Source organism: Sulfuricaulis limicola, assembly GCF_002355735.1.
In the GTDB taxonomy this organism is placed as follows: domain Bacteria; phylum Pseudomonadota; class Gammaproteobacteria; order Acidiferrobacterales; family Sulfurifustaceae; genus Sulfuricaulis; species Sulfuricaulis limicola.
In genome coordinates this window covers 2,512,406-2,533,884 of the sequence record NZ_AP014879.1, presented here as the reverse complement: position 1 = coordinate 2,533,884, position 21,479 = coordinate 2,512,406, and the positions used below count along the sequence as shown (strand labels likewise).

Genomic DNA, 21,479 nt, shown 5'->3' with positions numbered 1-21,479 from the left:
TGAGCGTCAGCGAAGCGCACCGATATGCGCCGAACGGTGCGCAACGCTTCGCTTTTGCGCACCCTACGTTACTTCAAAAAATGACACCCTCTCCCTACCCCTCTCCCCTCGGGGGAGAGGGAAGCCGTTGGAAGCGGCGGCGGGAGAGGGGGCCCCGAAAATCCCTGTCTTTATTCGCTTTTTCTCGCTCCCGCAGGTTGCGGCCCCGCGCGGAGCTGACTATTTATTAAGGTACGTCCTTCGCACGCCCGGCCCCATGCAGACCCGCGTCCAGAACAAGAATAATCCCCTGCCGGTCGGCTCCCGGCTGGGCGAGTACACCATCCAGTCGGTGCTGGGTCACGGCGGCTTCGGCATCACCTATCTGGCGCACGACAACAACCTGAACTCGCTGGTCGCGATCAAGGAATATTTCCCCGAGTCCTACGCCGAACGCGGCGAGAATTCCACGATCCACCCGCGCACCGGCGGTGACGGTTCCGATGCCGAGATCTACCAGTGGGGCCTGCAGGAATTCCTGAAGGAAGCGCAGGCGCTGGCGCGCTTCAAGCACAACTACATCGTGCGCGTGCTGCGCTACCTCGAGGCCAACGGCACGGCCTACATGACCATGGAGTACGAGGAGGGCGAAAGCCTGTCGGCCTATATCCGGAGCCACGGGGGTTTCCTGAGCGAGCCCGACCTGCTGCGCGTGTTCCTGCCGATCCTCACCGGCCTGCAGGCAGTGCACGAGGCCGGCATGCTGCATCTCGACATCAAGCCCGACAACATCTATCTGCGCCGCAGCGGCCAGCCCATGCTGATCGATTTCGGCTCGGCGCGTCAACGCCACGGCAAGATGGAATCCGGCCGCATCGCGCTCACGCGCGGCTATTCGGCGCTCGAGCAGTATCCGGGCTACGGCGAAATAGGCCCGGCTACCGACGTCTATTCGGTCGGCGCCACGCTGTACCGCTGCATCACCGGCCGCGAGCCGGTGGATTCGCTGGAGCGTCACAAGACCCTCGGCGTGAACCGGGCCGATCCCATGCCGCCGGCGACGCGCTTCGAGCGCCCGCTGTACGCGGCGCACATCCGCCAGTGCGTGGATCTGGCCCTGCGTCTGCCGGCGGAGGAGCGCCCGGCCTCGGCGCGGGCGCTGCAAAACGGCCTCATGGGCAAGGAGGCGCGCGAGGAAAAGTCGGTCAATCTGGTGACGCCGGGGCACGGCAGCGGCTTCATCGGCATCAGCGACGCCGTTGTGAAACCGCAGCGATGGCGGCCGCGGCGCGGCTTTCTGGAATCGACGTTCCTGTTCCTGCTGGCGACTGCCGCCATGGCCATCGCCGCCGCGAAAATCCTGATCGACACCGGCCGTCTGGAAACGGACGAACTGTATGCCTGGTTCGACCGCGCCCAGGAGCTGCCCTACGACGCCGGGCGCGAGATCAAACGCTTCATTGACGCGCAGCTCGGCATCACACCGGCCGCTACGGCCGCGCCGACACCGGCGCCACGGCGCGTCGTCCGGTCGCGGCCGGCGCCGGAAAAAATCATCCCGCCGTTCGTGCCGGATAAGACCGTCGCGCTCACGCTCGCAGCGCACTCCCCGGTGGCGTCGCTCGCGTTCGCGCGCGACAACGGCATGCTGGTCGTGGCCCACGAGGACGGCGCGGTGAACCTGTGGGAAGCCGGGACCGGCGAGTTGCTGTCGAGCCTCAAATCCAGTGCCGCGTCGCTCGGCGCGCTGGCGGTGTCGGCCGACGGCCGTTGGCTGGCACTGCCCGTGGACCCGAAGGCGGTGGAAATTCGTGACATGCACATGAACGTCCCGGTGGCGAAGCTGACCGGCCACGCGGCGGCCATCACGCGGCTCGCGTTCTCCGCCGACGGTGGCCATCTGGTGACGGTGGACAAGGATTCCGCCGTGATCCTGTGGGACATGGCGGAGCATAAGAAGATATTCGACCTGCCTCCGGCGAAACACGAAATTCTGGCGCTGGCGGTGGCGCCCAACGGCAGTGTTTTGGCCGGTGGCGACATCGAGGGCGGCATCCAGTACTGGGATCTCGCGGGCGGCAAGGAACTGGCGTACGTGCCGGCGCAGCCGGTACCCATTGGCGCCTTGGCCTATTCGCCGGACGGCAAGTGGCTCGCCGCCGGCGGCCAGCAGCACCAGCTCAAACTGTGGGGCGCCGGGTTGAACCGCAACGACCGCGCGCTCCGCGACGCGCCGGAGGAAGTGAATGCGGTGCAGTTCACGCCCGACAGCCGCTGGCTGCTGCTGGGAGGAAAGGATCGACCGCTGGAAATCCTCGAGGTGGAGCAGGGCCAGGTCACTCACCGGCTCGCCGGGCACGATGGCGGCGTTTCCGTGCTCGCGGTTTCATCCGACGGGGCGCGCGTCGCCACGTCCGGCGCTGACGGCAAAATCCTGATCTGGAAATAGCGGGTTGGCCGGTTCGTACGCGAAAAACTCAAGCCGGTATTGCCCAGGCGCAAGCCACGGGGTGACGTAATCCAGTCTCCGTAGGGTGTGCTGAGCGTTAGCGAAGCGCACCGATATATGCCAAACGGTGCGCAACGCTTCGTTTTTGCCCACCCTGCATTAATCGATGGTCAGAACGACCTTGCCCTTGGTTTTCCCCGAGGCGACCAGCGCATGGGCCTCGGCGGCGCGTTCCAGCGGGAAGGTCTTGTCGACATGAATGCGCAACTCGCGCGCCTCGAACAGCTCGGTGCCGCGCCGCAGGATCCCGCCCTGGTGCGCCATGGCGTCACCCAGACCGGTGAACACCGGGATCAGCATCAGCTCGAAACTCAGGCGCTGGTTGCGCACGCGCGGCACGCCCCAGTCGATCTCGGGGCCGGGGGCGAGCAGCGTGACGACGTCGCCGTAATGCCGCACCGCGGAAAAGGTGTCGGCCAGCGTCCTGCCGCCCACGGTATCGAAGGCGATGTCCACACCCTTGCCGTTGGTCCAGTCGAGCACGTCTTCGACAAAATTCTTTTCCTTGTAGTTGATTACGTGATTCGCGCCGAACGAGCGCGCGAACTCGGCCTTGTCGGCCGAGCCGACGGTAACGCAGACCTCGGCGCCCGCAAGGCGTGCGAGCTGGATGGCGATATGCCCGACGCCGCCGGCGCCGGCGTGCACCAGCACCTTGTGCCACTGCTTGATCCCGGTGCGGTCGTGCAGCGCCTCCCACGCGGTGATCAGCACCAGCGGCACGGCGGCGGCGTCGGTGAAACTCATGCGCCGGGGTTTTCTCGCCGCCAGGCGGTGATCCACCAGCGCGTATTGGGCGTACTGACCGAGCCGGTCGTGATGCGGCGCCTGGCAGTAATACACCTCATCCCCGGGCTTGAAGCCGGTCACGGACTTGCCCACGGCCTGCACCACCCCGGCGCCGTCGCAGCCCAGCACCGGCGGCAGCGGCGCCGGATACACCGTCGGCTTGGCGCGCATCTTGGTGTCCACCGGATTGACGCCCGCGGCCTTCACGCGCACCAGCATGTCGCTGTCGCCCGTGAGTTTGGGTTCGGGCAGGTCCCGCGGCTCCAGTACTTCCGGCCCGCCGGGCGCGGTCATGACGATGGCTTTCATGTCTGGAATTCTCCTTTTCTCATGGGCGCTGTTATGTGGCGCCGGATTGAAGCGGCTGTCCCCATGCCAGCGAAAATGGCGCAAAGCCGCCAATAATGTACCACCCCGGCCGGGGATCGGGACGGCTCCAGTGTTTGCGGGCATATAATCTGTCCATGCCGCACCCGGCCCGGGGCCGGATGCAACGGAAACCGCAGGTCCGACCACGCTGTCCCGCAAAAGGAGGTCTCGCCATGGCCATGATCAGCCAGAAGGTGGAACGCCATGTGGTGCTGCTGGATGAAAACATGTCCGCCCGCGAGGCGGCCACGCTCATGGTCGAGAAGCACATCGGTTCGGTGGTGGTGTCGCGTGCTTCGCAGGTCATCGGCCTGTTCACCGAGCGCGACCTGGCCAGCCACGTCATCCGCGAGCGCCGCGACCCGGACCAGGTCAAAATCAAGGACGTCATGCGCACCATGGTGCCGCGGGTGGCGCCGGACGAGACCGGCGAGAAGTGCATCGAACTCATGAAGCGGCACCAGTGCCGCCACCTCATGGTCTACGACAAGGATGCCTTCGTCGGAATCATTTCGCTGCGCGACCTGCTGGTGCTGTTGCTGGAGGAAAAGGAGGAACTGATCCGCCAGCTCACGAAATACGTCACGAGCTGACGGCGGATTCCGCCGGCCGGGAGCGCCGCCGCAGCATCCAGTAAATGACAAACAGCGCCAGCGCCGCCAGCAGATGTTTCAGCGAGTGGCCGCTGACGATCTCGCCGGTCAGCGTGAACAGCACGCGGTCGAAATGTTCGGCCAGCTTCGACAGCGCGTAAATCAGGAGCGCCGCCAGCAGGAAGCCGCGGTCCTGCTGCGCGCCGCGGTACAGGGCCAGCACTGCCGGCAGCAGGAGCAGGGGCAGGAATTGCACCAGCACGTACGGCCGCAGGTCGTCGGTGTAATGCCAGTAAATCACGCTCGCGAGCCCGAGCACGATTGCCGGCGCGAGCAGGATTTTTTCCAGCCGCGGATTCACATGATCGGCCAGCACCGCGACCGACAGCGCCATGAAGCCGATGCTCATCGGCAGCCGGTCCCACACCAGCGTGCCGTTGTCGGGTGCGAGGTGATAGTAGCTCGAGCCCAGCGCCACCAGCGTGATGCCGGTGAAACAGGTGAGCCACGCCCGGCGTGCCCCCAGGCCTTCTCGCGCCGTGCACAGCAGGATGCCGGCAACACCCACGGCGAGGAACGCGAGATTGGTGATGATGTTGAGAAAGCCGGGAATGCCGAGCAGGCCGCGACGGTCGGCGAAATCGTGATAGGCCGGATCCTGCGCGATCGGCGGCAGCAGCCAAACGGCCACCAGCGCCGCGATTGCTGAAAAAATAATCAGAAGGGCGCGTTGAGCGGAATTAATGAACTGGGTCCGGTTCATGCAATTCTTCCCGATGATCAAGGCAATCTGACTAGAAAACCCCCAAAAGCCTGTTAAGGTTAAACGATACTACGACAATAAGAAGGGGGCATTTTGGAGAGGCGTGTTCAGGAGCGTCAGGAAGTATCGCTCACCGTTGAAATACTTGATCCACCGAATCTCGGCAAGCTCAAACTCCGCACCCGTGACCTCAGCAAACAGGGTGCGTTTCTGCTTCTGAAAAAAGAACTGTGTCTGCCCGTGGGGCGGGTGGTGTCCTTGCGCATGCCCGGCATCTTGTGGGGTGAGGAGATATCTACCATTTCGGCCCGTATCGTGCGCGTGACCGAGGAAGGCATGGCCCTGCAGTTCCTCGATTTCGACTTCTAGCGGTCCGCTCGCGTCAGCCGTTCAAGGGGCGTTCTCGCCGGCATACAAGGCCAGCAAACCCAGTGCCACGAAAAGGCCGGCAGCGAACCAGCGCATCAGCTTCATGTTGACCCGATGCGCCAGCGTCTCGCCCAGCCAGACAGCCGGGATATTGGCGATCATCATGCCCAGCGTGGTCCCGAGGACCACGGCTACCAGCGACTCGTAGCGCGCCGCCAGTGCCACGGTGGCGAGCTGGGTTTTGTCGCCCATTTCCACGAAAAAGAAAGCAATCAGCGTGGTCATGAACACGCCGGCGCCGTGCAGCGGCCGGTCGTCCTCCAGCTTGTCGGGCTTGAGCGCCCAGACGCCGAAGGCGAAAAACGAAAGCGCGATGATCCATTTGAGAATCCCTGGCGACAGCTGGCTCGCGAGCCAGGTACCGAAATAGCCCGCCAGGAAGTGGTTGGCGAGCGTCGCGAAAAGAATCCCGAGAATGATGGGCAGTTTGCGTTTGAGCCGCGCCGCCAGCACGAAGGAAAGCAGCTGCGTCTTGTCGCCCATTTCGGCGAGCGCGACGATCGCGGTGGAGAACAACAGGGCTTCCATGGGCAGTTCCTGAAAAGGAGCCGCATCCTACCTGTGCCGCCAGCCGGTATCAATCGCGATTGATACGGTGGTTCGGGTGAATTCCGGATGGTGGCCTGTATGCGTTATTCCTTCTTGCCCCAGAGCTGCTCAAGTCGCTGATCGCGTCCGCAGGAGTAGCGGTAGTATTTATAGCGCAGCGGATTTTTCTGGTAATAGTTCTGATGGTACTCCTCGGCAGGATAGAAGGTCGCGGCCGCGCGAATGGCGGTGACGACGGGCTTGCCGAGTTTCTTATCGATCGCCGCTTTTGACTGCTCCGCAAGTTTTCGCTCCTCCTGGTTCTGAACGAAGATCGCGGTGGTGTAGGTGCTGCCGCGATCGCAGAATTGTCCGCCCTTGTCGAGCGGATCGACGTTGCGCCAGAATACTTCCAGGAGTTTTTCGTAACTGATCAGCTTCGGGTCGTAGGTGATCTGCACGGCCTCGACATGCCCGGTGTCGCCCGCCGAAACCTGCTCGTAGGTCGGGTTTTGTTTCTGTCCGCCGGTATAACCCGAGGTGGTCGCCACCACGCCCGGCAGCGCGTCGAACGGCGGTTCCATGCACCAGAAGCAGCCGCCGGCAAATACCGCCGTGGCGGTCGCGGCTTTTCCCTTCGCTGCCGGTTCCGCCGCCGTTGCCGCCAGCGCCACGCCCAGCGTCAACCCGGCCAGAACGGAGACAAACTTCGATAATCGCTTGCGCATGGGGAGTCTCTTGTTGAATTGGCTGGTGGGCTTTATGACCCGTCTTGGAGCCAATGGTTGCCAGGCAGATTGCCGGCCGGAAACAAAAAAGCCGCCCATCGGGCGGCTTTTGGCTTCATGCCGGGTTAATCGGAACGTTCGTCAGGGACGAAGCGGGGCGGCGCCTGTGCTTGTTGATGGAACGGCGGGTTCCGTGGCGCTGGCCTCGGCCAAGACTGGCTGCGCCACCGGCGCATCAGCTGTCTGGACGCAGTTGCTCAGCACCAGTTCGGGCGGATCAACGGAGAAGGTGAACGGGGCGGCCTTGTTGAGCGCGGAGAGGCCGAGAATCTGGCGCGTACGTGCCGGGAACACTGCCGCCTCGACGTTGCGGATGGTGCAGTTGCCGATACGCAGCTGGTTGATCGCATAGACCGGAATAATCAGTTCGGTGCCGTTGGCCAGGATCGCGCGCAGCTCCTTCACGTACTGAGCCTGCTTGCGCTCCTGCAGGGCAAACAGCGTTTGTTCGTTGATGGTCAGATAGCCCGAGCCGGTATCGACCATGAATTCGCTGGCGCCAAGATCGGCGACTTGAGCGTGTACGTAATAGGTCGCCAATCCCTTGTCATGCATGGGCACTGTGACGTTGAAATCACCCGCCAGAACAGAGGGTGAAACCAGGGTCAGCCCAAGGGCCAGACAGGGATAATGTAACGCGGATAAAGACATGCTTCTCCATATGGTCCACGCCGGTTAGCGACCTGTGGCGTGCTGCGTTGCGAAATTCACAACACATTTATATGAAATAGCGGAAGCCTATACAAAGATCAAGCAAGTGACGCGCAGCGTCACCCATTTAGTTCACAGATACCGCATTTTTAAGGTAACAGGGCAGGAAAAAACCCATTCCCCGCATGCGGGGAATGGGGTACACATCCCCCGTACAGGGGGAAATACAGACTGTTACTTCCAGGGGGAGATACAGATGTTACTTCATCGGTTGCGGTGCGGACTGCGGCGCGGTTTCGATCGCGGAAAATTCCGCCGCATCGAGCTTGCCGTCCTTGTTGGCATCAGCCTGGGTGAACCTGGCCTTGACCTCGGGTGATTTCTTGGCCTCATCCAGCGTGATCTGGCCGTCGCGGTTCGTATCCAGATCCTGGAACGAAGCCGCGCCACCTGCGGCCCATGCCAAACCCGAAACCGCCATCAGTCCCAATGCAGCAAGTGTGTGTTTCTTCATCATGGTAACCTCCTTTGTCGTGTGAAATATTTGAACTGCTTCCTTGAATTAATGAAGCGTTCTATTAGTACCAGACTCACGGCAAAGGTTTCCATTTGCCCCGATTGGCGGCCTGCCGATCCTGATCGGCGGTTACCAGTGTGGGTTATCGAACATATGTTCTCTTGGTTTATCAGGCTTAATTCTGTGAATTTTTAAGGCATCAATCGTATTGATTTGCCGCGTGCACTGGGCGCAAGTGTTGTTGGTGATGAGGGGGAAAAGAAAAACCCCATCCCCGCGACAGCGAGAATGGGGCGTAGACCGCTCACGCGGGAGAAGGAATCGTCGTTACTTGATTTCCATCGGCGATTCTTTTGGGATGGCTTCCAATGCGGAGAACTCTGCCGCATCGAGTCTGCCGTCCTTGTTGGCATCGGCTTGAGTAAACCTGGCCTTGACCTCAGACGATTTGTTCGCCTCGTCAAGAGTGATTTGGCCATCATTGTTCGTATCCAGATTCTGGAACGTGGCCTTGTCGGCTCCGGCCCAGACCAAACCGGAGACTGTGATCAACGTCAGTGCAGCGAGGATGTGTTGCTTCTTCATAAAAAAACTCCTTTATCGAATGGATAATCAAAACCGCTTCACAAAAAAAGACGGCGCATTACATAACAAGACTGTCGAGGGTGTTTACAACTTGACCCGATTGGCCTTTGGCGGAAAAACACCTGACTTGCAAGGATCAGACGTTGATTATCCTCGCCCAAACACCTGGCCGGGTCTGTGTGATGGCGTACATTAAACGGATTGATTGGCGCGCAATTTCATTGGCAGAGCTTTAGAAACCGGCAAATAGGGCGCAGTTGCTGACACTCCGTCGCCGCGTCCTGGATGCATGCCGGGAACCGCATGGTGTTTACGCGGCCAAGGCGATTCGATAAAGAGCCGGATTCCCGCCCCCGAGGGAATGACGCCAAGGCCGTAGGGGTAGAGCGCCCGCGGACAAATATGCCGTCCCAAGCGGCTAAAATAATCCTCGCTATTCACCCCCACTCCTGTATAGTGCCCGGGTTGCAGCGCACTTCTTGCAGACAGTTCGGTAGTTCCTCCCAGTTTCTTCGGCAGCAACTCCCGCGATCGCTTTCAGGAATGAACTGCAAAACATCGCAATTCAACCAATAGAGGTATTTTCGTGAATACAGGAACAGTAAAGTGGTTCAACGACGCCAAAGGCTTCGGCTTCATCACCCCGTCAGATGGCAGCAAGGATGTCTTCGTGCATCACTCCGCCATCCAGGGCAGCGGTTTTAAATCGCTGGCCGAAGGCCAACAGGTGAAATTCGAACTGCAGGACGGCCCCAAGGGTCCGTCGGCGGCGAACGTTCAGCCGGCCTAATTTCAGTTCTGCGAAAGCAGGTTCTGAAGTGAAGACCCCGCCGAAAGGCGGGGTCTTTTTTTTGCATACAGGAAAGAGGAAATTATCCAGCGAGTCCATAGACTGGCCGCGCGCCAATAAACTGATGTTGGCCTGGCTCATCGTACGCGAGAATTCCCAAACTATTGTCGCTTTAATATCTGCAACAAGTCGCGGCGATTCGCTTTAGTTGCCAGTTGCCAGGCAGTTTTATCTTTATATGCGGCTTCTATCTGGATTCCATCTGCATTCGCCAGGACTTTGACGGTTTCTACATGTTTTTTGCTTGTGGGATTTCCGATAGCACCCTCTGTTGCGACAATGAGTGGGACATTGCCCCGCAAATCACGAGCATTAGGATCGGCACCCGCCGCCAACAATTTCCTGGTGATTTCAGCGTTACCCCAAGCAACGGCTGCTATGAGCGCCGTTTCGCCCAGATATCTTGTTGGCATGTTGATATCCAGCTTTTTGCTGGTCAGAAGAATGTTGAACTGGTCAGTGGCGGAGGGCATGGGAACTCCAGCCGAGTTTTTTTCCGACATCACTTTTTTAGTCGCAATGCTTAGCGCGCTGAACTGTTTTCCTTTTGTGGTTATGTTGGGATCAGCGCCTGCATCAAGAAGCATCGATACAACGTCGGGTTGGCCGTGCTCCAGCGCTTTCATGAGCGGGGTGCGATCCCCGCGCCGGGCACGAATATCCGGGTCGGTTGCAGCATTCCGAAGAAGTGCTTCGATGACTCCCAAGTGGCTTTTTCCATCCAGCTTGCGTCCATTTCTTCTGTAACCGTATTCGTTGATGGCGATCGTCAACGCGCTCTCTCCATCAAAGCGGGTTCTGTTGGGATTGGCTCCTTTCTCCAGTAGGCGCAAAACCGAAGCGGCATCGCCGTTGGCCGCTGCTTTCATCAATGCCGTGCTGTCTTGATGATCTCGACTATCAGGATCGTCATCGTCGAGCTGGTTTAGTATTGCGGGATAAGTTATTGGTTGGGCATTTTGCCCCTGTTTGTAGGGAATAATCGGTCGGTCGACCCGTGCGCTTATATTTTTTGCAAGTGATTTTTCGTATTTTGATTTTGCCAGTCGGTTGGCTTCAGTGGCTAAAGCCTTCCAATAGCTCTGGATCAAGGCAGTATTGCCTATCGTTTCGCACTGAACTTGGAGAATTGACGCCTTATAGAGGTAACGCACTCGATCATGTGCGTCTAGCGTGGAGGGAATCAGTCCAACGGTTAAGTCCAGGTTCCGCAGAGTAAGTACCCCGCCATTTAACGCAGCTTGCAGAGACAGGCGTTTCTGTGTGGACTCAATTCTAAATGAGCGACCATCTTCATTGTTGCCGGATACGCCATCCATCCAGCCATCTTTATGGATATGGATATTGAGATATTGATTGAATAGTCCGCGCCGAAAGACATCGTCCACCTCGGCCTCGATTTCAAACTGGCCATTCGTGTCGGTCTGGGTCGCATCTGCGCGTAAGCAGATGTAGTTCGTGCTATGGAAGCCGTGTGTCGATGCCTGCCAAGTTACAAGTAAGGTGGCATCGGGGAGTGGCAAAGATTTGTTTTCTTCCAATACCTGGCCGCTGATTTTGACGTTAGCGCTGGTTCCAGGTGTGCCAAATGCCGCATCTACATCAAATGCTTGCGCTGGAGTGCTGGTAATAATGGCTGAAAGCCAGAATAGCGGTAATGATTTCATTATTGGCGACATGGAATGGTTCAACCAGGATCATAGTCTATCCATGAACCTGAGGACCGACACCATTCACTTTCGCGCTGGTGATCGCGGTTTTTTGCATCCCGTGTCGGCGTACCGAGCAATACAGCGAGTCCGCGGTTGCCTTGTTAATGCCGCTCAGCCACCACCTTCTCCTGTAAAGGGAAAGGGAGAAGTTGCTAATCTGAGGGCGAGTCGATCTCGTTCTCCATGTCCTTTTCCATGTCCCGGCGCATCTGCTCGCGTTGCTTCGCCATGATCTCCTCGCGGCGCTTCCGGCGCTTCTCGATCGCATCCGGTTTCTCGGGGATGGTGTTTTCGCCGAACAGCACCTGCTTGAGGTAGCGCGCGGCGAATTGCAGGAGTTCCGTCTCCTCGGTCAGCAGCTTCTGAAAGTAGGCCGGCTCGATGTCATAGACGTCGTGGAAGAACGGGCTGGCGATGAACACGCGAAAATTGTCGAGGTCGTAGCTCGCCATGTAGAACAGATCCATGCTCTTCTGCGACGGCGCGCCCACGGTCGGCCCCGAGGAGCGCTTCTTGAGGATGATCTCGCGCCATTCCCGGGTCATCTCGTCGTACTGCTCCACGCCCTGTTCCTGCCGGTATTCGCGCACGGACAGCGTGCGCGGCTCATCGTGGCCGAGACAGTGCTCTTCCTTCACCACAAAATAGAATTCCTCCGGTGCGGCTGAATCCTTGGCGCGCATGGTGGTGGCGCCGAGAGCGTAATAGCGGCAGGCCGCCGGGCGGTCTTCGTACACGCCGCAGCCCTCGGGCGTGAGGAACTGGCACTCGGCGGTGCCGGGCTTGGTCTGCATGCGGATGCCGGGGATACCGTGCGCGTCCATGTCGAACGTGACCGTGTGCTTCTCCAGGAACTCCGCCGAGGTCAGCCCGAGGCGGTTTTTCAGCCGCAGGATGTCGTAGGGCGTGAGCATGATGTTGATGTTCTGGCAGCACTTGTTGAAGCAGGCGATGCCCTTGCGGCAGCGGAACTGGAAGCTGTCGTCCAGCCCGAGCTTGATCGGGACCACCGGGCTCGACGGGCGCGGATCCTTGATCGTGGGGTCGTTGAAATTCTCGCTCATGGCATCACCTCGAATACGGCCGGCGGGGGTCCCGCCGGTATTTTAAACCTGTCTCGCTAAAGACAAAGGGGCCCGGGTTTCCCTGGACCCCTTCATTTGCTGCGTTACCGACTGATTACTTGACCAGCTGCACGTACGGGACTTTCTTGATTTCCCACTTGTGCGTGTTGCGGTCGTACTTCGAGTTCACGAAGCACTTCCAGTTTTCGTCGTCGATGAAGTTGAAATCCGCGCGGTAGTAGAAGCCCGGATAACGCGTCTCTTCACGGAACTGGATGTGTTTCATGTGCGCCTCGGCGGTGAGGATGCGGTGGTAGTTCTCCCACGCGCGCAGCAGCTCGTGCAGGTCCTTGGCGCGCATCTTCAGGGAGTCTTCCTTCAGCATCTCCAGCTTGGCTTCACAGATCTCGAGCAGCTTGGCGTTGGTCTGGTAGTAGGTCGCCACTCCCGCGCAATACTCGTCCATGATCTTCTGCAGACGGAACTGCAGCATCTTGGGCGTGATGTAGTGCGGGTTGATGTCGATCGCCGTGGTGTAGTCCTTGTGCTCCAGATAGGTCTTCACCGGACGGTAGATCTCTTCCACCAGTTCCTGCACCGTGCGCCCCATTTCGGGCTTCCAGTCCTTGTTGTCCATCACGAACTTGACCATGGCCTTGGCGGCGATACGGCCTTCGGCGTGCGAACCGGAGGAGAACTTGTGACCGGAGGCGCCCACGCCGTCACCGGCGGTGAACAGACCCTTGACGGTCGTCATGGAGCGATAGCCCCAGCTCCACTCCTTCGGGGCACCGACGTCGGTCGGACCGGAGACCCAGATGCCGGCGCAGCCGGAATGCGAACCCAGCAGGTACGGCTCGGTCGGCATGATTTCGGAGGGCTTCTTGTCCGGCTCGATGTTCTCGCCGGCCCAGATGCCGCACTGGCCGATGGTCATGTCGAGGAAGTCTTCCCAGGCTTCCGCCAGCAGGTGCTGCACTTCCTTCGGGGTCATGTTCTTCGCCAGGTTGGCGAGGGCGGTCGGCGTGTCCATCATGATCGGGCCGCGGCCATCGCGCATTTCCTGCAGCATGATGTGGTTACGCAGGCAGGTGCCCGGAATGCCCATGCCGTATTTGCCGAAGCGCTTCTCGTCCTTGATGATGCTGCCGCGCAGGGCGTTGTAGTCCTCGCCCGCGCCGTTCATCACCTTGGCCTTGAACAGCAGGAACCAGGCGCCCACCGGACCGTAGCCGTCCTTGAAGCGGGCCGGCACGAAACGGTTTTCCATCATGGTCAGCTCGGCACCGGCCTCGGCCGCCATCGAGTAGGTCGAACCGGCGTTCCACACCGGGTACCAGGCGCGGCCCGTGCCTTCACCGACGGAGCGGGGACGGAACACGTTCACCGCGCCGCCGCACACCAGCAGGCAGGCCTTGAACTTGTAGATGAAGAGCTTGTTCTCGCGCACCGAGAAACCGGCGGCACCGGCCACGCGGTTCGGGTCGTTCTTGTCGTTGACCAGGCGCACGATGAAGATGCGCTCCTGGATGTTTTCCATCCCGAGGGCCTTCTTCGCGGCTTCGGCGACGATCCATTTGTAGGATTCGCCGTTGATCATGATCTGCCACTTGCCCGAACGCACCGGCTTGCCGCCTGCGGTCAGCGGCTTGCCTTCGTCGCCCGGCTGTTTCCACACCGGCAGGCCCCATTCCTCGAAGTGATGCACCGAGTCGTCCACGTGACGGCCGACGTCGTACACCAGGTCTTCGCGGATGATGCCCATCAGGTCGTTACGCACGTAACGCACGTAGTCGGCCGGATCGTTCTCGCCGCAATAGGTGTTGATGGCGGACAGACCCTGCGCCACGGCGCCGGAGCGGTCGAGCGCGGCCTTGTCCACGAGCTTCACCTTGATGTTGTGACCCTTGGCCTTGGCGGCCTCGGTCCAACGTCCGATTTCATACGCGGCGCCGCAAGCGGCCATGCCGCCGCCGATGATGAGGATGTCGACTTCTTCCTCAACGACCTGCGGATTTCCAAATGTTCCTTCTGCCATGATGTTCACCTTCTGTATTCGGCGATCGGGCCGGGGCACTCGTCCCCTCGTGGCCGATCGACCGGTTAGTTGAGATTAACCGCTTACCAGCTGGCTGCGATCCGTCTTGTGGATGCTGTTGGCCGAGTAGAACTCGATCTCGTCGATCTTGCTGACGTCGGCATTGGGCTTGCCGTCGTACGGCTTGATGGAGCCTTCCGGCGTGGTGCGGATCGGGAACTTGAAGCGCTTGATGTTGCCGTTGCGGAACTTGATGGTCCACATGATCGAGTCGGTGCCACGCAGCGGCTGCACGGAACCGCCGAGGGGGACGACGTCGGCGTAATGCCGGCACTCGATCGCCTGTTGCGGGCAGATCTTCACGCAGGAATAGCATTCCCAGCACTGCTCCGGCTCCTGGTTCCAGGCCTTCATCGCATGGCCGGTTTCGGAACCGTCTTTGTCGAGCTTCATCAGGTCGTGGGGGCAGATGTACATGCAGGCGGTCTTGTCCTGACCCTTGCAGCCATCGCATTTGTCGGTACGTACGAATGTTGGCATGGTGTCACTCCATCTAGCTTAAGGTTGCAATTAAAAAACGGTTTAAGACGGTTAACGAACTTTTGTTTCTGACTATTGTTTCAAAAATCTATCGGGCCGAATGACCCTTCAGCTCCACCTTGACGTTCTGCTCGGCGGTGAGACTGGCGTAGTACTTCTGCAGCACCTTGGCCACTTCCGGGCGGCTGAACTCGACCGGCAGATCCTGGCCTTCCGAGAGCATGGCGCGCACCTTGGTGCCGGACAGCAGGATGCGGTCATCCTTGGTGTGCGGGCAGGTTCGCTGCGAGGCCATGCCGCCGCACTTCTTGCACCAGAAGGTCCAGTCGATGTTCATGTTCTTGGTTTCGAGCGCGTCCTTCGGGATTTCGTCGAAGATCTTCTGCGCGTCGAACGGGCCGTAGTAGTCACCCACACCGGCGTGGTCGCGGCCGACGATCAGGTGCGAGCAGCCGTAGTTCTGGCGGAACAGGGCGTGCAGCAGCGCCTCGCGCGGACCGGCGTAGCGCATGTCCAGCGGATAGCCGGCCTGGATGACGGTGTTGGGGGCGAAGTAGTTCTTGACCAGCACCGAGATGGCCTCGGAACGCACCTCGGCCGGGATGTCGCCGGGCTTGAGCGCGCCGAGCAGCGAGTGAACCAGCACGCCGTCCATGGTCTCGATGGCGATCTTGGCGAGGTACTCGTGGCTGCGGTGCATCGGGTTGCGGGTCTGAAAGGCGGCGACCTTGGACCAGCCCATCTTCTGGAACAGGGCGCGGGTTTCGGCCGGGGTCATGAACTGATCGCCGTATTCCTGCTTGAACGTACCGGTGGAAAGCACCTTCACCGGACCGGCGAGATTGATCTCGCCCTGTTCCATCACCATCTTGACGCCGGGATGTGCCATGTCGGTGGTCTTGTAGACCTGCATGCACTCGTGCGCCTTGTCGATGGCGTATTTCTCGGTGACCTTCATGGTGGCCAGGATCTCGCCCGACTCGCTGTCCGCGAGCGCCACTTCGGCGCCGGTCTTGATGCCGTCGGCGGTGGCCTTGTCGGTGGAGAGCGTGATCGGGATCGGCCAGAACAGGCCGTTGGCCATCTTCATGCCGTCGCACACGCCCTGCCAGTCGGCCTTGGTCATGAACCCGGCGAGCGGGGTGAAGCCGCCGATGCCCATCATGATGACATCGCCGGTCTCGCGTGAGGTGATTTTTACTTTCGGTAAGGTCTGCGCGCGCTTCTTTTCTTCAGTGAGCGCCGCGCCCTGGAGGAGCAATGGTTTGAGTTCGCCGCCGCCGTGTGGATTGACAAGTTTAGACATGGTTATCGCCCTGCTTTGTGCATTTGGACATAAACGGGAACATGCTTCCCCTTCATGCCGGATTTATGATTGAAATTATGACGACCTGACAACCGAGCCGCGAAACTCTATAGTGTTGCCGTCAGCAAACCCAATCAGAATTACTGGGACCGCTCATAAGTTTCACTTATTTACGGTGGGTGATGTTGCGTCGATCCCCGGAAACGAGGGCTGCCCATGCCACGGAGCGTTGCGCCGGTGCCGGCGAACCCGCAGCGGGCCCTTTAGGGAGGCCGGCTATTCTATCGCAGTTTGCCGTGGCGTCCATCCTTTGCGGGGGTAATTCCCAGGCGGGAGAGAAATCATGAGTATTACAGTCAGGTTTTTTGCCAGCATTCGCGAAAAGCTGGGGAAAGAACAAGACACCATCGATAGCAAGGGTATTAGCTGCGCCGCGGATGTATGGAGCAAATCCGCCGGCATGCCGCTGCCCCGCAACACGCTGGTGGCGGTGAACATGGAATACGCGCGGCCGGATCAGCCGGTGCGCGACGGCGATGAAGTGGCGTTCTTCCCGCCGGTGACCGGGGGTGGGTGGTGAAAATCCGGCTCACGGACCGCGCCTTCGACCCGTGGCAGGAGATCGCGCGCCATCAGTCCGGGCAGCCGGCGCTGGCCGGCAAGTTCGGCGCCACCGCGGTGTTCGTCGGCACGCTGCGGGATTTCAACCAGGGCGATGCCGTGCAGGCCATGACACTTGAGCATTACGCGCCCATGACGCAGAAGTATCTGGAGCGAGTGGCGCAGGAGGCGCAGGGGCGCTGGCCGGTCGAGGACGTGCTGCTGATACACCGTTACGGCGAGTTGCGCCCGAACGACCCGATCGTGTGCGTGGCGGTGTGGGCGGCGCACCGCGACAGCGCCTTCGACGCCTGCCGCTATCTTATCGATGAACTGAAAACGCGCGCGCCGTTCTGGAAACAGGAGCTGACGCCGCAGGGACGACGCTGGGTGACACCGGAGGCGGGTGAGCCGTAAGTCACGGGGTATGACCTGAAGCCGTGGCCACCAATCACATCCGGAAATTCACGGTTCGCATTTCAGGGTGTGTTGGCGGGCGCGGTCGGCGTTTTTTTCTTCTCCCGGCTATTCTTCAGCTCCCGGTAGCGCTCGAGTTCCTCGGTATATTGCTGGCGCAGCGCTTCCTGTTCCTTGCGCTTGGCCGCGACCGCGCCCTCATGCCGCGCGATCTGCTTGCGGGTCATTTCGATGTTTTTGGCCGTGGCCTCCTCCGCCTTGGCATCCTTGCTTTCGTCCACGGCCTGCGCCTCCAGGCGCGCGAGCGCGGCGCGCAGCGGTTTCAGCGTTTCCTCGCTCGCCTTCACGGAGGCCTCGATCTGCGCAATCTTGCGGTCGCGGATGTAGATGATGTCGTCTTCCACGCCGTAGGTGGATAGCAGCAGCGTGTCCTTGCGCGCCCGCTCCGCCGCGCGCGCCTGGTCCGCCTCGATGGTTTCCCGTTGTGCCTCGCGCTGTTTCAATTCCTCTTCCGTCGGTGGCGCGGCGATCACTTTCTTGGTTGTGCCCTCGTCGCTCATTACCATGATCTTGGATTTGGCGCATTCCTCGGCAGCGGTGTCACCGTAGTGCCAGCGTCCGGTGGCGTCTTTGCATTTTTTGATGGTCGGGGTGTCTGCCGCGTGGGCGCCGACGACAGTCAGGGACAGGCTCAGGATCAGCAGACAGGAAAGTTTTTTCGGCGACATGAAATAACGACTCCTTGAATATGACACTTTTCAAGATAGGCCCCGGTTTGCGGATGTGTCAACCGCGGCCGCTGTCCGGCAGACGGCCGCCGAAAAGTGGCACAAGGGCGAGCCGCGAAGCCGCGAACGGGCGCACAGGGGCGGGTGCCCGATCACGGGTGAAATGGCGCGGAACCATGCCGGCGGGCGGCCGTGTGCCATAATCCGCGGCCATGACTCGCGGGAGCATCCGCCGGAAAACATGATGGAGAACGGGGCCGAGCAGCTGATCCTGTTGCTGGTGTCGCTGGTGGCGAATGTGTTTTCCGCGTTCGCCGGTGGCGGCGCCGGGCTGCTGCAATTTCCGGCGCTGATCTTTCTCGGTTTGCCCTTCGGCGTGGCGCTCGCCACCCACAAGGTCGCCAGCGTGGCGCTTGGCGTGGGCGCGACCCTGCGGCACCTGCGCGAAAAGTCGCTCGAGTGGAAGTTCTCGCTGTTCATTCTCGCCACCGGCCTGCCGGGCGTGATCGTCGGCGCGGCCTTCATCCTCGACGTGCCGGACGCGCTCGCGCGACTCGCGCTCGGCGTTCTCACGATCGGCATCGGACTCTACTCGTTCTTCAACCGGCAACTCGGGTTGACGCACGCGCCGATTCATCGCACCCGGCACGGTTACGTGGTGGGCGGACTCGGTCTGTTCGTGGTCGGCGTGCTCAACGGCTCGCTCACCTCCGGCACCGGCCTGTTCTGCACCCTGTGGCTGGTGCGCTGGTTCGGGCTCGATTACCGCCGGGCGGTGGCCTACACGCTGGTGCTGGTCGGCCTGTTCTGGAACGGCGCCGGCGCCGTCACGCTCGGTATCCTCGGCGAGATCCGCTGGTCGTGGCTGCCGGCGCTGCTGGTCGGTTCGCTCGCCGGCGGTTATCTGGGCGCCCACTGGTCCATTATCAAGGGCAATCTCTGGATCAAGCGCAGCTTCGAGATCATCACCCTGCTGGTCGGGCTCAAGCTCATTTTCTGACCTCGCGGCGGGTTTTTTGCCTGCTAGTATTTGGAGAGGCTCAGGACTCGCCTGACAACGCACGCAACCGGGATCCACCTTGAAGATCGAAGAGATACTGAAGTCGTTCGGCCGCAAGCAGCGCCGCCGCACCCTCGACCGCATCGAGAACTTCACGACCATGATTGGCGCCGACTCGGTGTACATGGGCGTGTTCCAGGGCAAGGACAACCATATTGTTTACGGCGAAGTGCAGGGTGAGTGCGATCTCGAAGGCATCCTGGTGCTGGGCGAAGGCAGCCACTGGAAGGGAAACATCCGCGCCACCAGCGTCGTGATCGCCGGCCGGGTCGAAGGCGACATTCAGGCCACGGAGAAACTGGAACTGGCGCGCACGGCGCAGGTGCACGGCCGGATCACCAGCCCGGTGGTGGCCATCGCCCGCGGCGCGGTGCACGAAGGCAGCGTGCGCATGGCCAAGCAGACCCAGATCACCCGTTTCGTCGATCGTCGCGAAACGCCGGACAAGGACCGCGACCGGGGTTAGAAGCTCAAAAATTCCCGAAACGCAGAATAAGAATTATGGAACCACAGATGAACACGGATTAACACTGACAAATAATCTCTTTTTTATCCGCGTTCATCTGTGTTTATCTGTGGTTTCAAAATATTTATTTTGAGTTAGATCCGGCTGATCAGCGGTTTCCGGATTCCAGGCGCCGCTTGATCGCGGCCAGCCATCGCTCCAGATTTCCTCCCAGCCGGTTCGCCAACGCCTCTTCGCGTTCGCCCTGTACGCGCGCGGCATAATCCGGGTCGAGGAACGGCAGCATCCAGCAGATCTTCTCCAGTACCGTGTTCGCCAGCGTGGGCGGCAGGGCCTGACGCAGCATTTCGTCGGTCGGTTCAAACGCTTCAGAGTGGGTCAGCCGCGTGCCGCCGTGCTCCGGCCGGGTTTCGAGACGGATCCGGAATGGCACGGCGGTGTCGGAGACGGAGACAATCAGCCGGTTCGGCGCGAACTCGCTTACGCGGGTGTGGTAATCGACGATGCGGTGGTCCAGCTGCAGCCGGAAATGGCAGACGCTGCCGACCCGCAGGGGCGCGCCGCCCTCAATCTCGATCTGGATGGGTTTCGCATGCGGGGCAAGCGCGCCGCGCGCCGCCGGGTCGGCCATGAGCGCAAATACGCGTTCGACCGGTGCCTCGATGAAGATGTTGCGGGAAACGGCAATCATGCCGATCCTCCCGTTTCAGGGAGACTTGGATGTTCAGGTGCCGTAGGCGCGGCGGTAGGCGGTGATGGCGTCGAGATAACGGCGTCCGCCGTCCTTTCCGTCCAGATATTTCAGCAGCGTTTCCAGTTTGACGATGCTGATCACGCGCAGCCCGAGCGTGCCCTCGACTTCCTGCACCGCGGACAGCGGTCCTTCGCCGCGCTCCTGCCGGTCCAGCGCGATGGACACGCCCACCGGCGCGGCGCCGGCGGTCTTGATGATCTGCACCGATTCGCGCACCGAGGTGCCGGCCGAGATCACGTCATCCACGATCAGCACCTTGCCCTGCAACGGATGGCCGATGATGTTGCCGCCCTCGCCGTATTTTTTCACTTCCTTGCGGTTAAAGGCATACGGCACGTCGCGTTCACCGGTTTCAGCCATGGCCATGGCCGTGGCGCAGGCGAGCGGCACGCCTTTGTAGGCCGGGCCGTAGAGCATGTCGAAGGCGATGCCGCTGTCAGCGACGGCCTGCGCGTAGAAGCGACCCAGGCGCGCCAGTTTGCGGCCGGTGTTGAACAGGCCGCTGTTGAAAAAATACGGGCTGATGCGCCCCGATTTCAGCGTGAATTCGCCGAAGCGCAGGGCCTGGCATTCGACGGCGAAGTCGAGAAACTCGCGCTGGTAATCCTTCATGGCGCGGATTGTAATCGCCGCCTCAAGCCCGGGAAAGTCGGGTATCATGCGGCGCCATGCGCGTCATCACGCTCAACGTCAACGGCATCCGTTCCGCGGCCAAAAAGGGGCTGTTCGGGTGGCTGCCGCGCCAGCAGGCGGACGTCGTGTGCCTGCAGGAGGTCAAGGCGCAGGAAGCCGACCTCACCGAAACGATGCGGGCGCCCAAGGGGTTCCACGGTTTTTTCAATTGCGCCGAGAAGAAGGGTTATGCCGGCGTGGCGCTGTATGCGCGACGCGAGCCGGACCGGGTGCGTGTCGGATTCGGCTCGAAGGAGCACGATGACGAAGGACGTTATCTCCAGGCCGATTTCGGCAAACTCAGCGTGGTTTCGATCTACCTGCCTTCGGGTTCGGCCGGTCCGCACCGGCAGGAATCCAAGTTCCGCTTCATGGAGCACTTTTACCCGGTGCTCAAGCGTTTGCGCGGCGACGGACGCGAATACATTCTCTGCGGCGACTGGAACATCGCGCACAAGGAAATTGATCTGAAAAACTGGAAATCCAACCGGAAGAATTCCGGCTTCCTGCCCGAGGAGCGCGCCTGGCTGACGCAGGTGTTCGATGAACTCGGCTGGGTGGACGTGTTCCGCACCCTGAACGACAAGCCGGATCAATACACCTGGTGGTCCAACCGCGGACGGGCCTACGAAAAGAACGTGGGTTGGCGCATCGATTATCAGATTGCCACGCCCGGAATCGCGAAGAAGGCACGAAAGGAAAGCATATATAAGGACAAGCGCTTTTCCGATCATGCACCGTTGATCCTGGATTACGACCGCACAATCTGAAC

The 21,479-nt window shown here is 60.6% G+C and carries 24 protein-coding genes; 9 read left to right on the top strand and 15 right to left on the bottom strand.

The genetic code is table 11. The annotated features are described in order from the left end of the window. Nucleotides 1–256: 256 nt before the first annotated feature. On the top strand, nucleotides 257–2,428 hold the full coding sequence (locus SCL_RS12260; RefSeq protein WP_096361469.1) for a serine/threonine-protein kinase: 2,172 nt from the start codon (nucleotides 257–259) through the stop codon (nucleotides 2,426–2,428). 159 nt (nucleotides 2,429–2,587) lie between these two features. On the opposite strand, the gene SCL_RS12255 is transcribed toward SCL_RS12260, so the two are convergent. Beyond that, nucleotides 2,588–3,586, bottom strand: coding sequence for a zinc-dependent alcohol dehydrogenase family protein (locus SCL_RS12255; protein ID WP_096361468.1), 999 nt, complete (start codon nucleotides 3,584–3,586; stop codon nucleotides 2,588–2,590). A gap of 233 nt (nucleotides 3,587–3,819) precedes the next feature. On the opposite strand from SCL_RS12255, the gene SCL_RS12250 reads away from it, so the two are divergent. Beyond that, a complete protein-coding gene (locus tag SCL_RS12250) occupies nucleotides 3,820–4,239 on the top strand; it encodes a CBS domain-containing protein (protein WP_197702630.1) in 420 nt (139 codons plus the stop codon). On the opposite strand, the gene SCL_RS12245 is transcribed toward SCL_RS12250, so the two are convergent. After that, nucleotides 4,229–5,002 (bottom strand): ceramidase domain-containing protein, encoded by a 774-nt coding sequence (locus SCL_RS12245; protein WP_148665090.1) that lies wholly within the window; start codon nucleotides 5,000–5,002, stop codon nucleotides 4,229–4,231. The genes SCL_RS12250 and SCL_RS12245 overlap by 11 nt on opposite strands. A 93-nt stretch (nucleotides 5,003–5,095) precedes the next feature. Between SCL_RS12245 and SCL_RS12240 the strand changes: the two genes are divergently transcribed. Then, nucleotides 5,096–5,371: a PilZ domain-containing protein gene (locus tag SCL_RS12240; protein ID WP_172426044.1), complete on the top strand. Its 276-nt coding sequence runs from the start codon at nucleotides 5,096–5,098 to the stop codon at nucleotides 5,369–5,371. A 21-nt stretch (nucleotides 5,372–5,392) separates the two neighbouring features. Here SCL_RS12240 and SCL_RS12235 read toward each other — a convergent pair whose 3' ends face one another. The 5 genes from SCL_RS12235 to SCL_RS12215 form a co-directional block, all read right to left on the bottom strand. Beyond that, nucleotides 5,393–5,959 carry a TMEM165/GDT1 family protein gene (locus tag SCL_RS12235; protein WP_096361465.1) on the bottom strand — a complete coding sequence of 189 codons (567 nt, stop codon included), beginning with the start codon at nucleotides 5,957–5,959 and terminating at the stop codon, nucleotides 5,393–5,395. A gap of 104 nt (nucleotides 5,960–6,063) precedes the next feature. Further along, nucleotides 6,064–6,687 carry a peptide-methionine (S)-S-oxide reductase MsrA gene (gene msrA / locus SCL_RS12230; protein ID WP_096361464.1) on the bottom strand — a complete coding sequence of 208 codons (624 nt, stop codon included), beginning with the start codon at nucleotides 6,685–6,687 and terminating at the stop codon, nucleotides 6,064–6,066. Between the two features lie 141 nt (nucleotides 6,688–6,828). Next, a complete protein-coding gene (locus SCL_RS12225) occupies nucleotides 6,829–7,398 on the bottom strand; it encodes a retropepsin-like aspartic protease (RefSeq protein ID WP_096361463.1) in 570 nt (189 codons plus the stop codon). A gap of 259 nt (nucleotides 7,399–7,657) precedes the next feature. Next, complete coding sequence (locus SCL_RS12220; RefSeq protein ID WP_096361462.1) at nucleotides 7,658–7,915, bottom strand: EF-hand domain-containing protein; 258 nt, start codon at nucleotides 7,913–7,915, stop codon at nucleotides 7,658–7,660. Nucleotides 7,916–8,242: 327 nt separating this feature from the next. After that, nucleotides 8,243–8,500: an EF-hand domain-containing protein gene (locus tag SCL_RS12215; RefSeq protein ID WP_096361461.1), complete on the bottom strand. Its 258-nt coding sequence runs from the start codon at nucleotides 8,498–8,500 to the stop codon at nucleotides 8,243–8,245. Nucleotides 8,501–9,086: 586 nt separating this feature from the next. Here SCL_RS12215 and cspE point away from each other — a divergent pair. Then, complete coding sequence (gene cspE, locus SCL_RS12210) at nucleotides 9,087–9,290, top strand: transcription antiterminator/RNA stability regulator CspE (RefSeq protein WP_096361460.1); 204 nt, start codon at nucleotides 9,087–9,089, stop codon at nucleotides 9,288–9,290. Nucleotides 9,291–9,451: 161 nt separating this feature from the next. On the opposite strand, the gene SCL_RS12205 is transcribed toward cspE, so the two are convergent. From SCL_RS12205 to sat, 5 genes are all read right to left on the bottom strand, one after another. After that, entirely contained in the window at nucleotides 9,452–11,029 is a 1,578-nt protein-coding gene (locus SCL_RS12205) for an ankyrin repeat domain-containing protein (RefSeq protein WP_096361459.1), read from the bottom strand. Nucleotides 11,030–11,214: 185 nt separating this feature from the next. Continuing rightward, nucleotides 11,215–12,126 carry a YkgJ family cysteine cluster protein gene (locus SCL_RS12200; protein WP_096361458.1) on the bottom strand — a complete coding sequence of 304 codons (912 nt, stop codon included), beginning with the start codon at nucleotides 12,124–12,126 and terminating at the stop codon, nucleotides 11,215–11,217. A gap of 115 nt (nucleotides 12,127–12,241) precedes the next feature. Next, on the bottom strand, nucleotides 12,242–14,164 hold the full coding sequence (aprA, locus tag SCL_RS12195; protein ID WP_096361457.1) for an adenylyl-sulfate reductase subunit alpha: 1,923 nt from the start codon (nucleotides 14,162–14,164) through the stop codon (nucleotides 12,242–12,244). A gap of 75 nt (nucleotides 14,165–14,239) precedes the next feature. Continuing rightward, nucleotides 14,240–14,704: an adenylyl-sulfate reductase subunit beta gene (gene aprB / locus SCL_RS12190; protein WP_096361456.1), complete on the bottom strand. Its 465-nt coding sequence runs from the start codon at nucleotides 14,702–14,704 to the stop codon at nucleotides 14,240–14,242. A gap of 88 nt (nucleotides 14,705–14,792) precedes the next feature. Continuing rightward, a complete protein-coding gene (sat, locus tag SCL_RS12185; protein ID WP_096361455.1) occupies nucleotides 14,793–16,010 on the bottom strand; it encodes a sulfate adenylyltransferase in 1,218 nt (405 codons plus the stop codon). A gap of 343 nt (nucleotides 16,011–16,353) precedes the next feature. On the opposite strand from sat, the gene SCL_RS12180 reads away from it, so the two are divergent. Then, the gene (locus SCL_RS12180) at nucleotides 16,354–16,590 is read left to right on the top strand and encodes a MoaD/ThiS family protein (RefSeq protein WP_096361454.1); all 237 of its coding nucleotides are present in this window, start codon (nucleotides 16,354–16,356) and stop codon (nucleotides 16,588–16,590) included. Further along, nucleotides 16,587–17,027 carry a molybdenum cofactor biosynthesis protein MoaE gene (locus SCL_RS12175; protein WP_096361453.1) on the top strand — a complete coding sequence of 147 codons (441 nt, stop codon included), beginning with the start codon at nucleotides 16,587–16,589 and terminating at the stop codon, nucleotides 17,025–17,027. The genes SCL_RS12180 and SCL_RS12175 overlap by 4 nt, the downstream gene beginning before the upstream one ends. 62 nt (nucleotides 17,028–17,089) lie before the next feature. Here the strand turns inward: SCL_RS12175 and SCL_RS12170 are convergent, their stop codons facing one another. Continuing rightward, on the bottom strand, nucleotides 17,090–17,755 hold the full coding sequence (locus SCL_RS12170; protein ID WP_096361452.1) for a hypothetical protein: 666 nt from the start codon (nucleotides 17,753–17,755) through the stop codon (nucleotides 17,090–17,092). A gap of 241 nt (nucleotides 17,756–17,996) precedes the next feature. Between SCL_RS12170 and SCL_RS12165 the strand changes: the two genes are divergently transcribed. Together SCL_RS12165 and SCL_RS12160 are read left to right on the top strand one after the other, a co-directional pair. After that, the gene (locus SCL_RS12165) at nucleotides 17,997–18,755 is read left to right on the top strand and encodes a sulfite exporter TauE/SafE family protein (RefSeq protein ID WP_197702629.1); all 759 of its coding nucleotides are present in this window, start codon (nucleotides 17,997–17,999) and stop codon (nucleotides 18,753–18,755) included. Nucleotides 18,756–18,834: 79 nt separating this feature from the next. Then, entirely contained in the window at nucleotides 18,835–19,281 is a 447-nt protein-coding gene (locus SCL_RS12160) for a bactofilin family protein (protein ID WP_096361451.1), read from the top strand. A gap of 148 nt (nucleotides 19,282–19,429) precedes the next feature. On the opposite strand, the gene SCL_RS12155 is transcribed toward SCL_RS12160, so the two are convergent. Together SCL_RS12155 and pyrE are read right to left on the bottom strand one after the other, a co-directional pair. After that, on the bottom strand, nucleotides 19,430–19,972 hold the full coding sequence (locus SCL_RS12155; RefSeq protein WP_096361450.1) for an SRPBCC family protein: 543 nt from the start codon (nucleotides 19,970–19,972) through the stop codon (nucleotides 19,430–19,432). 33 nt (nucleotides 19,973–20,005) lie between these two features. Further along, nucleotides 20,006–20,647 (bottom strand): orotate phosphoribosyltransferase, encoded by a 642-nt coding sequence (gene pyrE / locus SCL_RS12150; RefSeq protein WP_096361449.1) that lies wholly within the window; start codon nucleotides 20,645–20,647, stop codon nucleotides 20,006–20,008. A gap of 56 nt (nucleotides 20,648–20,703) precedes the next feature. On the opposite strand from pyrE, the gene SCL_RS12145 reads away from it, so the two are divergent. Then, entirely contained in the window at nucleotides 20,704–21,477 is a 774-nt protein-coding gene (locus tag SCL_RS12145) for an exodeoxyribonuclease III (protein ID WP_096361448.1), read from the top strand. Nucleotides 21,478–21,479 lie beyond the last annotated feature (2 nt).

Coding starts and splice junctions, on each gene's coding strand:
- SCL_RS12260 (WP_096361469.1), top strand. CDS start 257: ATGCAGACCCGCGTCCAGAACAAGAATAATCCCCTGCCGGTCGGCTCC.
- SCL_RS12255 (WP_096361468.1), bottom strand. CDS start 3,586: ATGAAAGCCATCGTCATGACCGCGCCCGGCGGGCCGGAAGTACTGGAG.
- SCL_RS12250 (WP_197702630.1), top strand. CDS start 3,820: ATGGCCATGATCAGCCAGAAGGTGGAACGCCATGTGGTGCTGCTGGAT.
- SCL_RS12245 (WP_148665090.1), bottom strand. CDS start 5,002: ATGAACCGGACCCAGTTCATTAATTCCGCTCAACGCGCCCTTCTGATT.
- SCL_RS12235 (WP_096361465.1), bottom strand. CDS start 5,959: ATGGAAGCCCTGTTGTTCTCCACCGCGATCGTCGCGCTCGCCGAAATG.
- msrA (WP_096361464.1), bottom strand. CDS start 6,687: ATGCGCAAGCGATTATCGAAGTTTGTCTCCGTTCTGGCCGGGTTGACG.
- SCL_RS12225 (WP_096361463.1), bottom strand. CDS start 7,398: ATGTCTTTATCCGCGTTACATTATCCCTGTCTGGCCCTTGGGCTGACC.
- SCL_RS12220 (WP_096361462.1), bottom strand. CDS start 7,915: ATGATGAAGAAACACACACTTGCTGCATTGGGACTGATGGCGGTTTCG.
- SCL_RS12215 (WP_096361461.1), bottom strand. CDS start 8,500: ATGAAGAAGCAACACATCCTCGCTGCACTGACGTTGATCACAGTCTCC.
- SCL_RS12205 (WP_096361459.1), bottom strand. CDS start 11,029: ATGTCGCCAATAATGAAATCATTACCGCTATTCTGGCTTTCAGCCATT.
- SCL_RS12200 (WP_096361458.1), bottom strand. CDS start 12,126: ATGAGCGAGAATTTCAACGACCCCACGATCAAGGATCCGCGCCCGTCG.
- aprA (WP_096361457.1), bottom strand. CDS start 14,164: ATGGCAGAAGGAACATTTGGAAATCCGCAGGTCGTTGAGGAAGAAGTC.
- aprB (WP_096361456.1), bottom strand. CDS start 14,704: ATGCCAACATTCGTACGTACCGACAAATGCGATGGCTGCAAGGGTCAG.
- sat (WP_096361455.1), bottom strand. CDS start 16,010: ATGTCTAAACTTGTCAATCCACACGGCGGCGGCGAACTCAAACCATTG.
- SCL_RS12180 (WP_096361454.1), top strand. CDS start 16,354: ATGAGTATTACAGTCAGGTTTTTTGCCAGCATTCGCGAAAAGCTGGGG.
- SCL_RS12170 (WP_096361452.1), bottom strand. CDS start 17,755: ATGTCGCCGAAAAAACTTTCCTGTCTGCTGATCCTGAGCCTGTCCCTG.
- SCL_RS12165 (WP_197702629.1), top strand. CDS start 17,997: ATGATGGAGAACGGGGCCGAGCAGCTGATCCTGTTGCTGGTGTCGCTG.
- SCL_RS12155 (WP_096361450.1), bottom strand. CDS start 19,972: ATGATTGCCGTTTCCCGCAACATCTTCATCGAGGCACCGGTCGAACGC.
- pyrE (WP_096361449.1), bottom strand. CDS start 20,647: ATGAAGGATTACCAGCGCGAGTTTCTCGACTTCGCCGTCGAATGCCAG.
- SCL_RS12145 (WP_096361448.1), top strand. CDS start 20,704: ATGCGCGTCATCACGCTCAACGTCAACGGCATCCGTTCCGCGGCCAAA.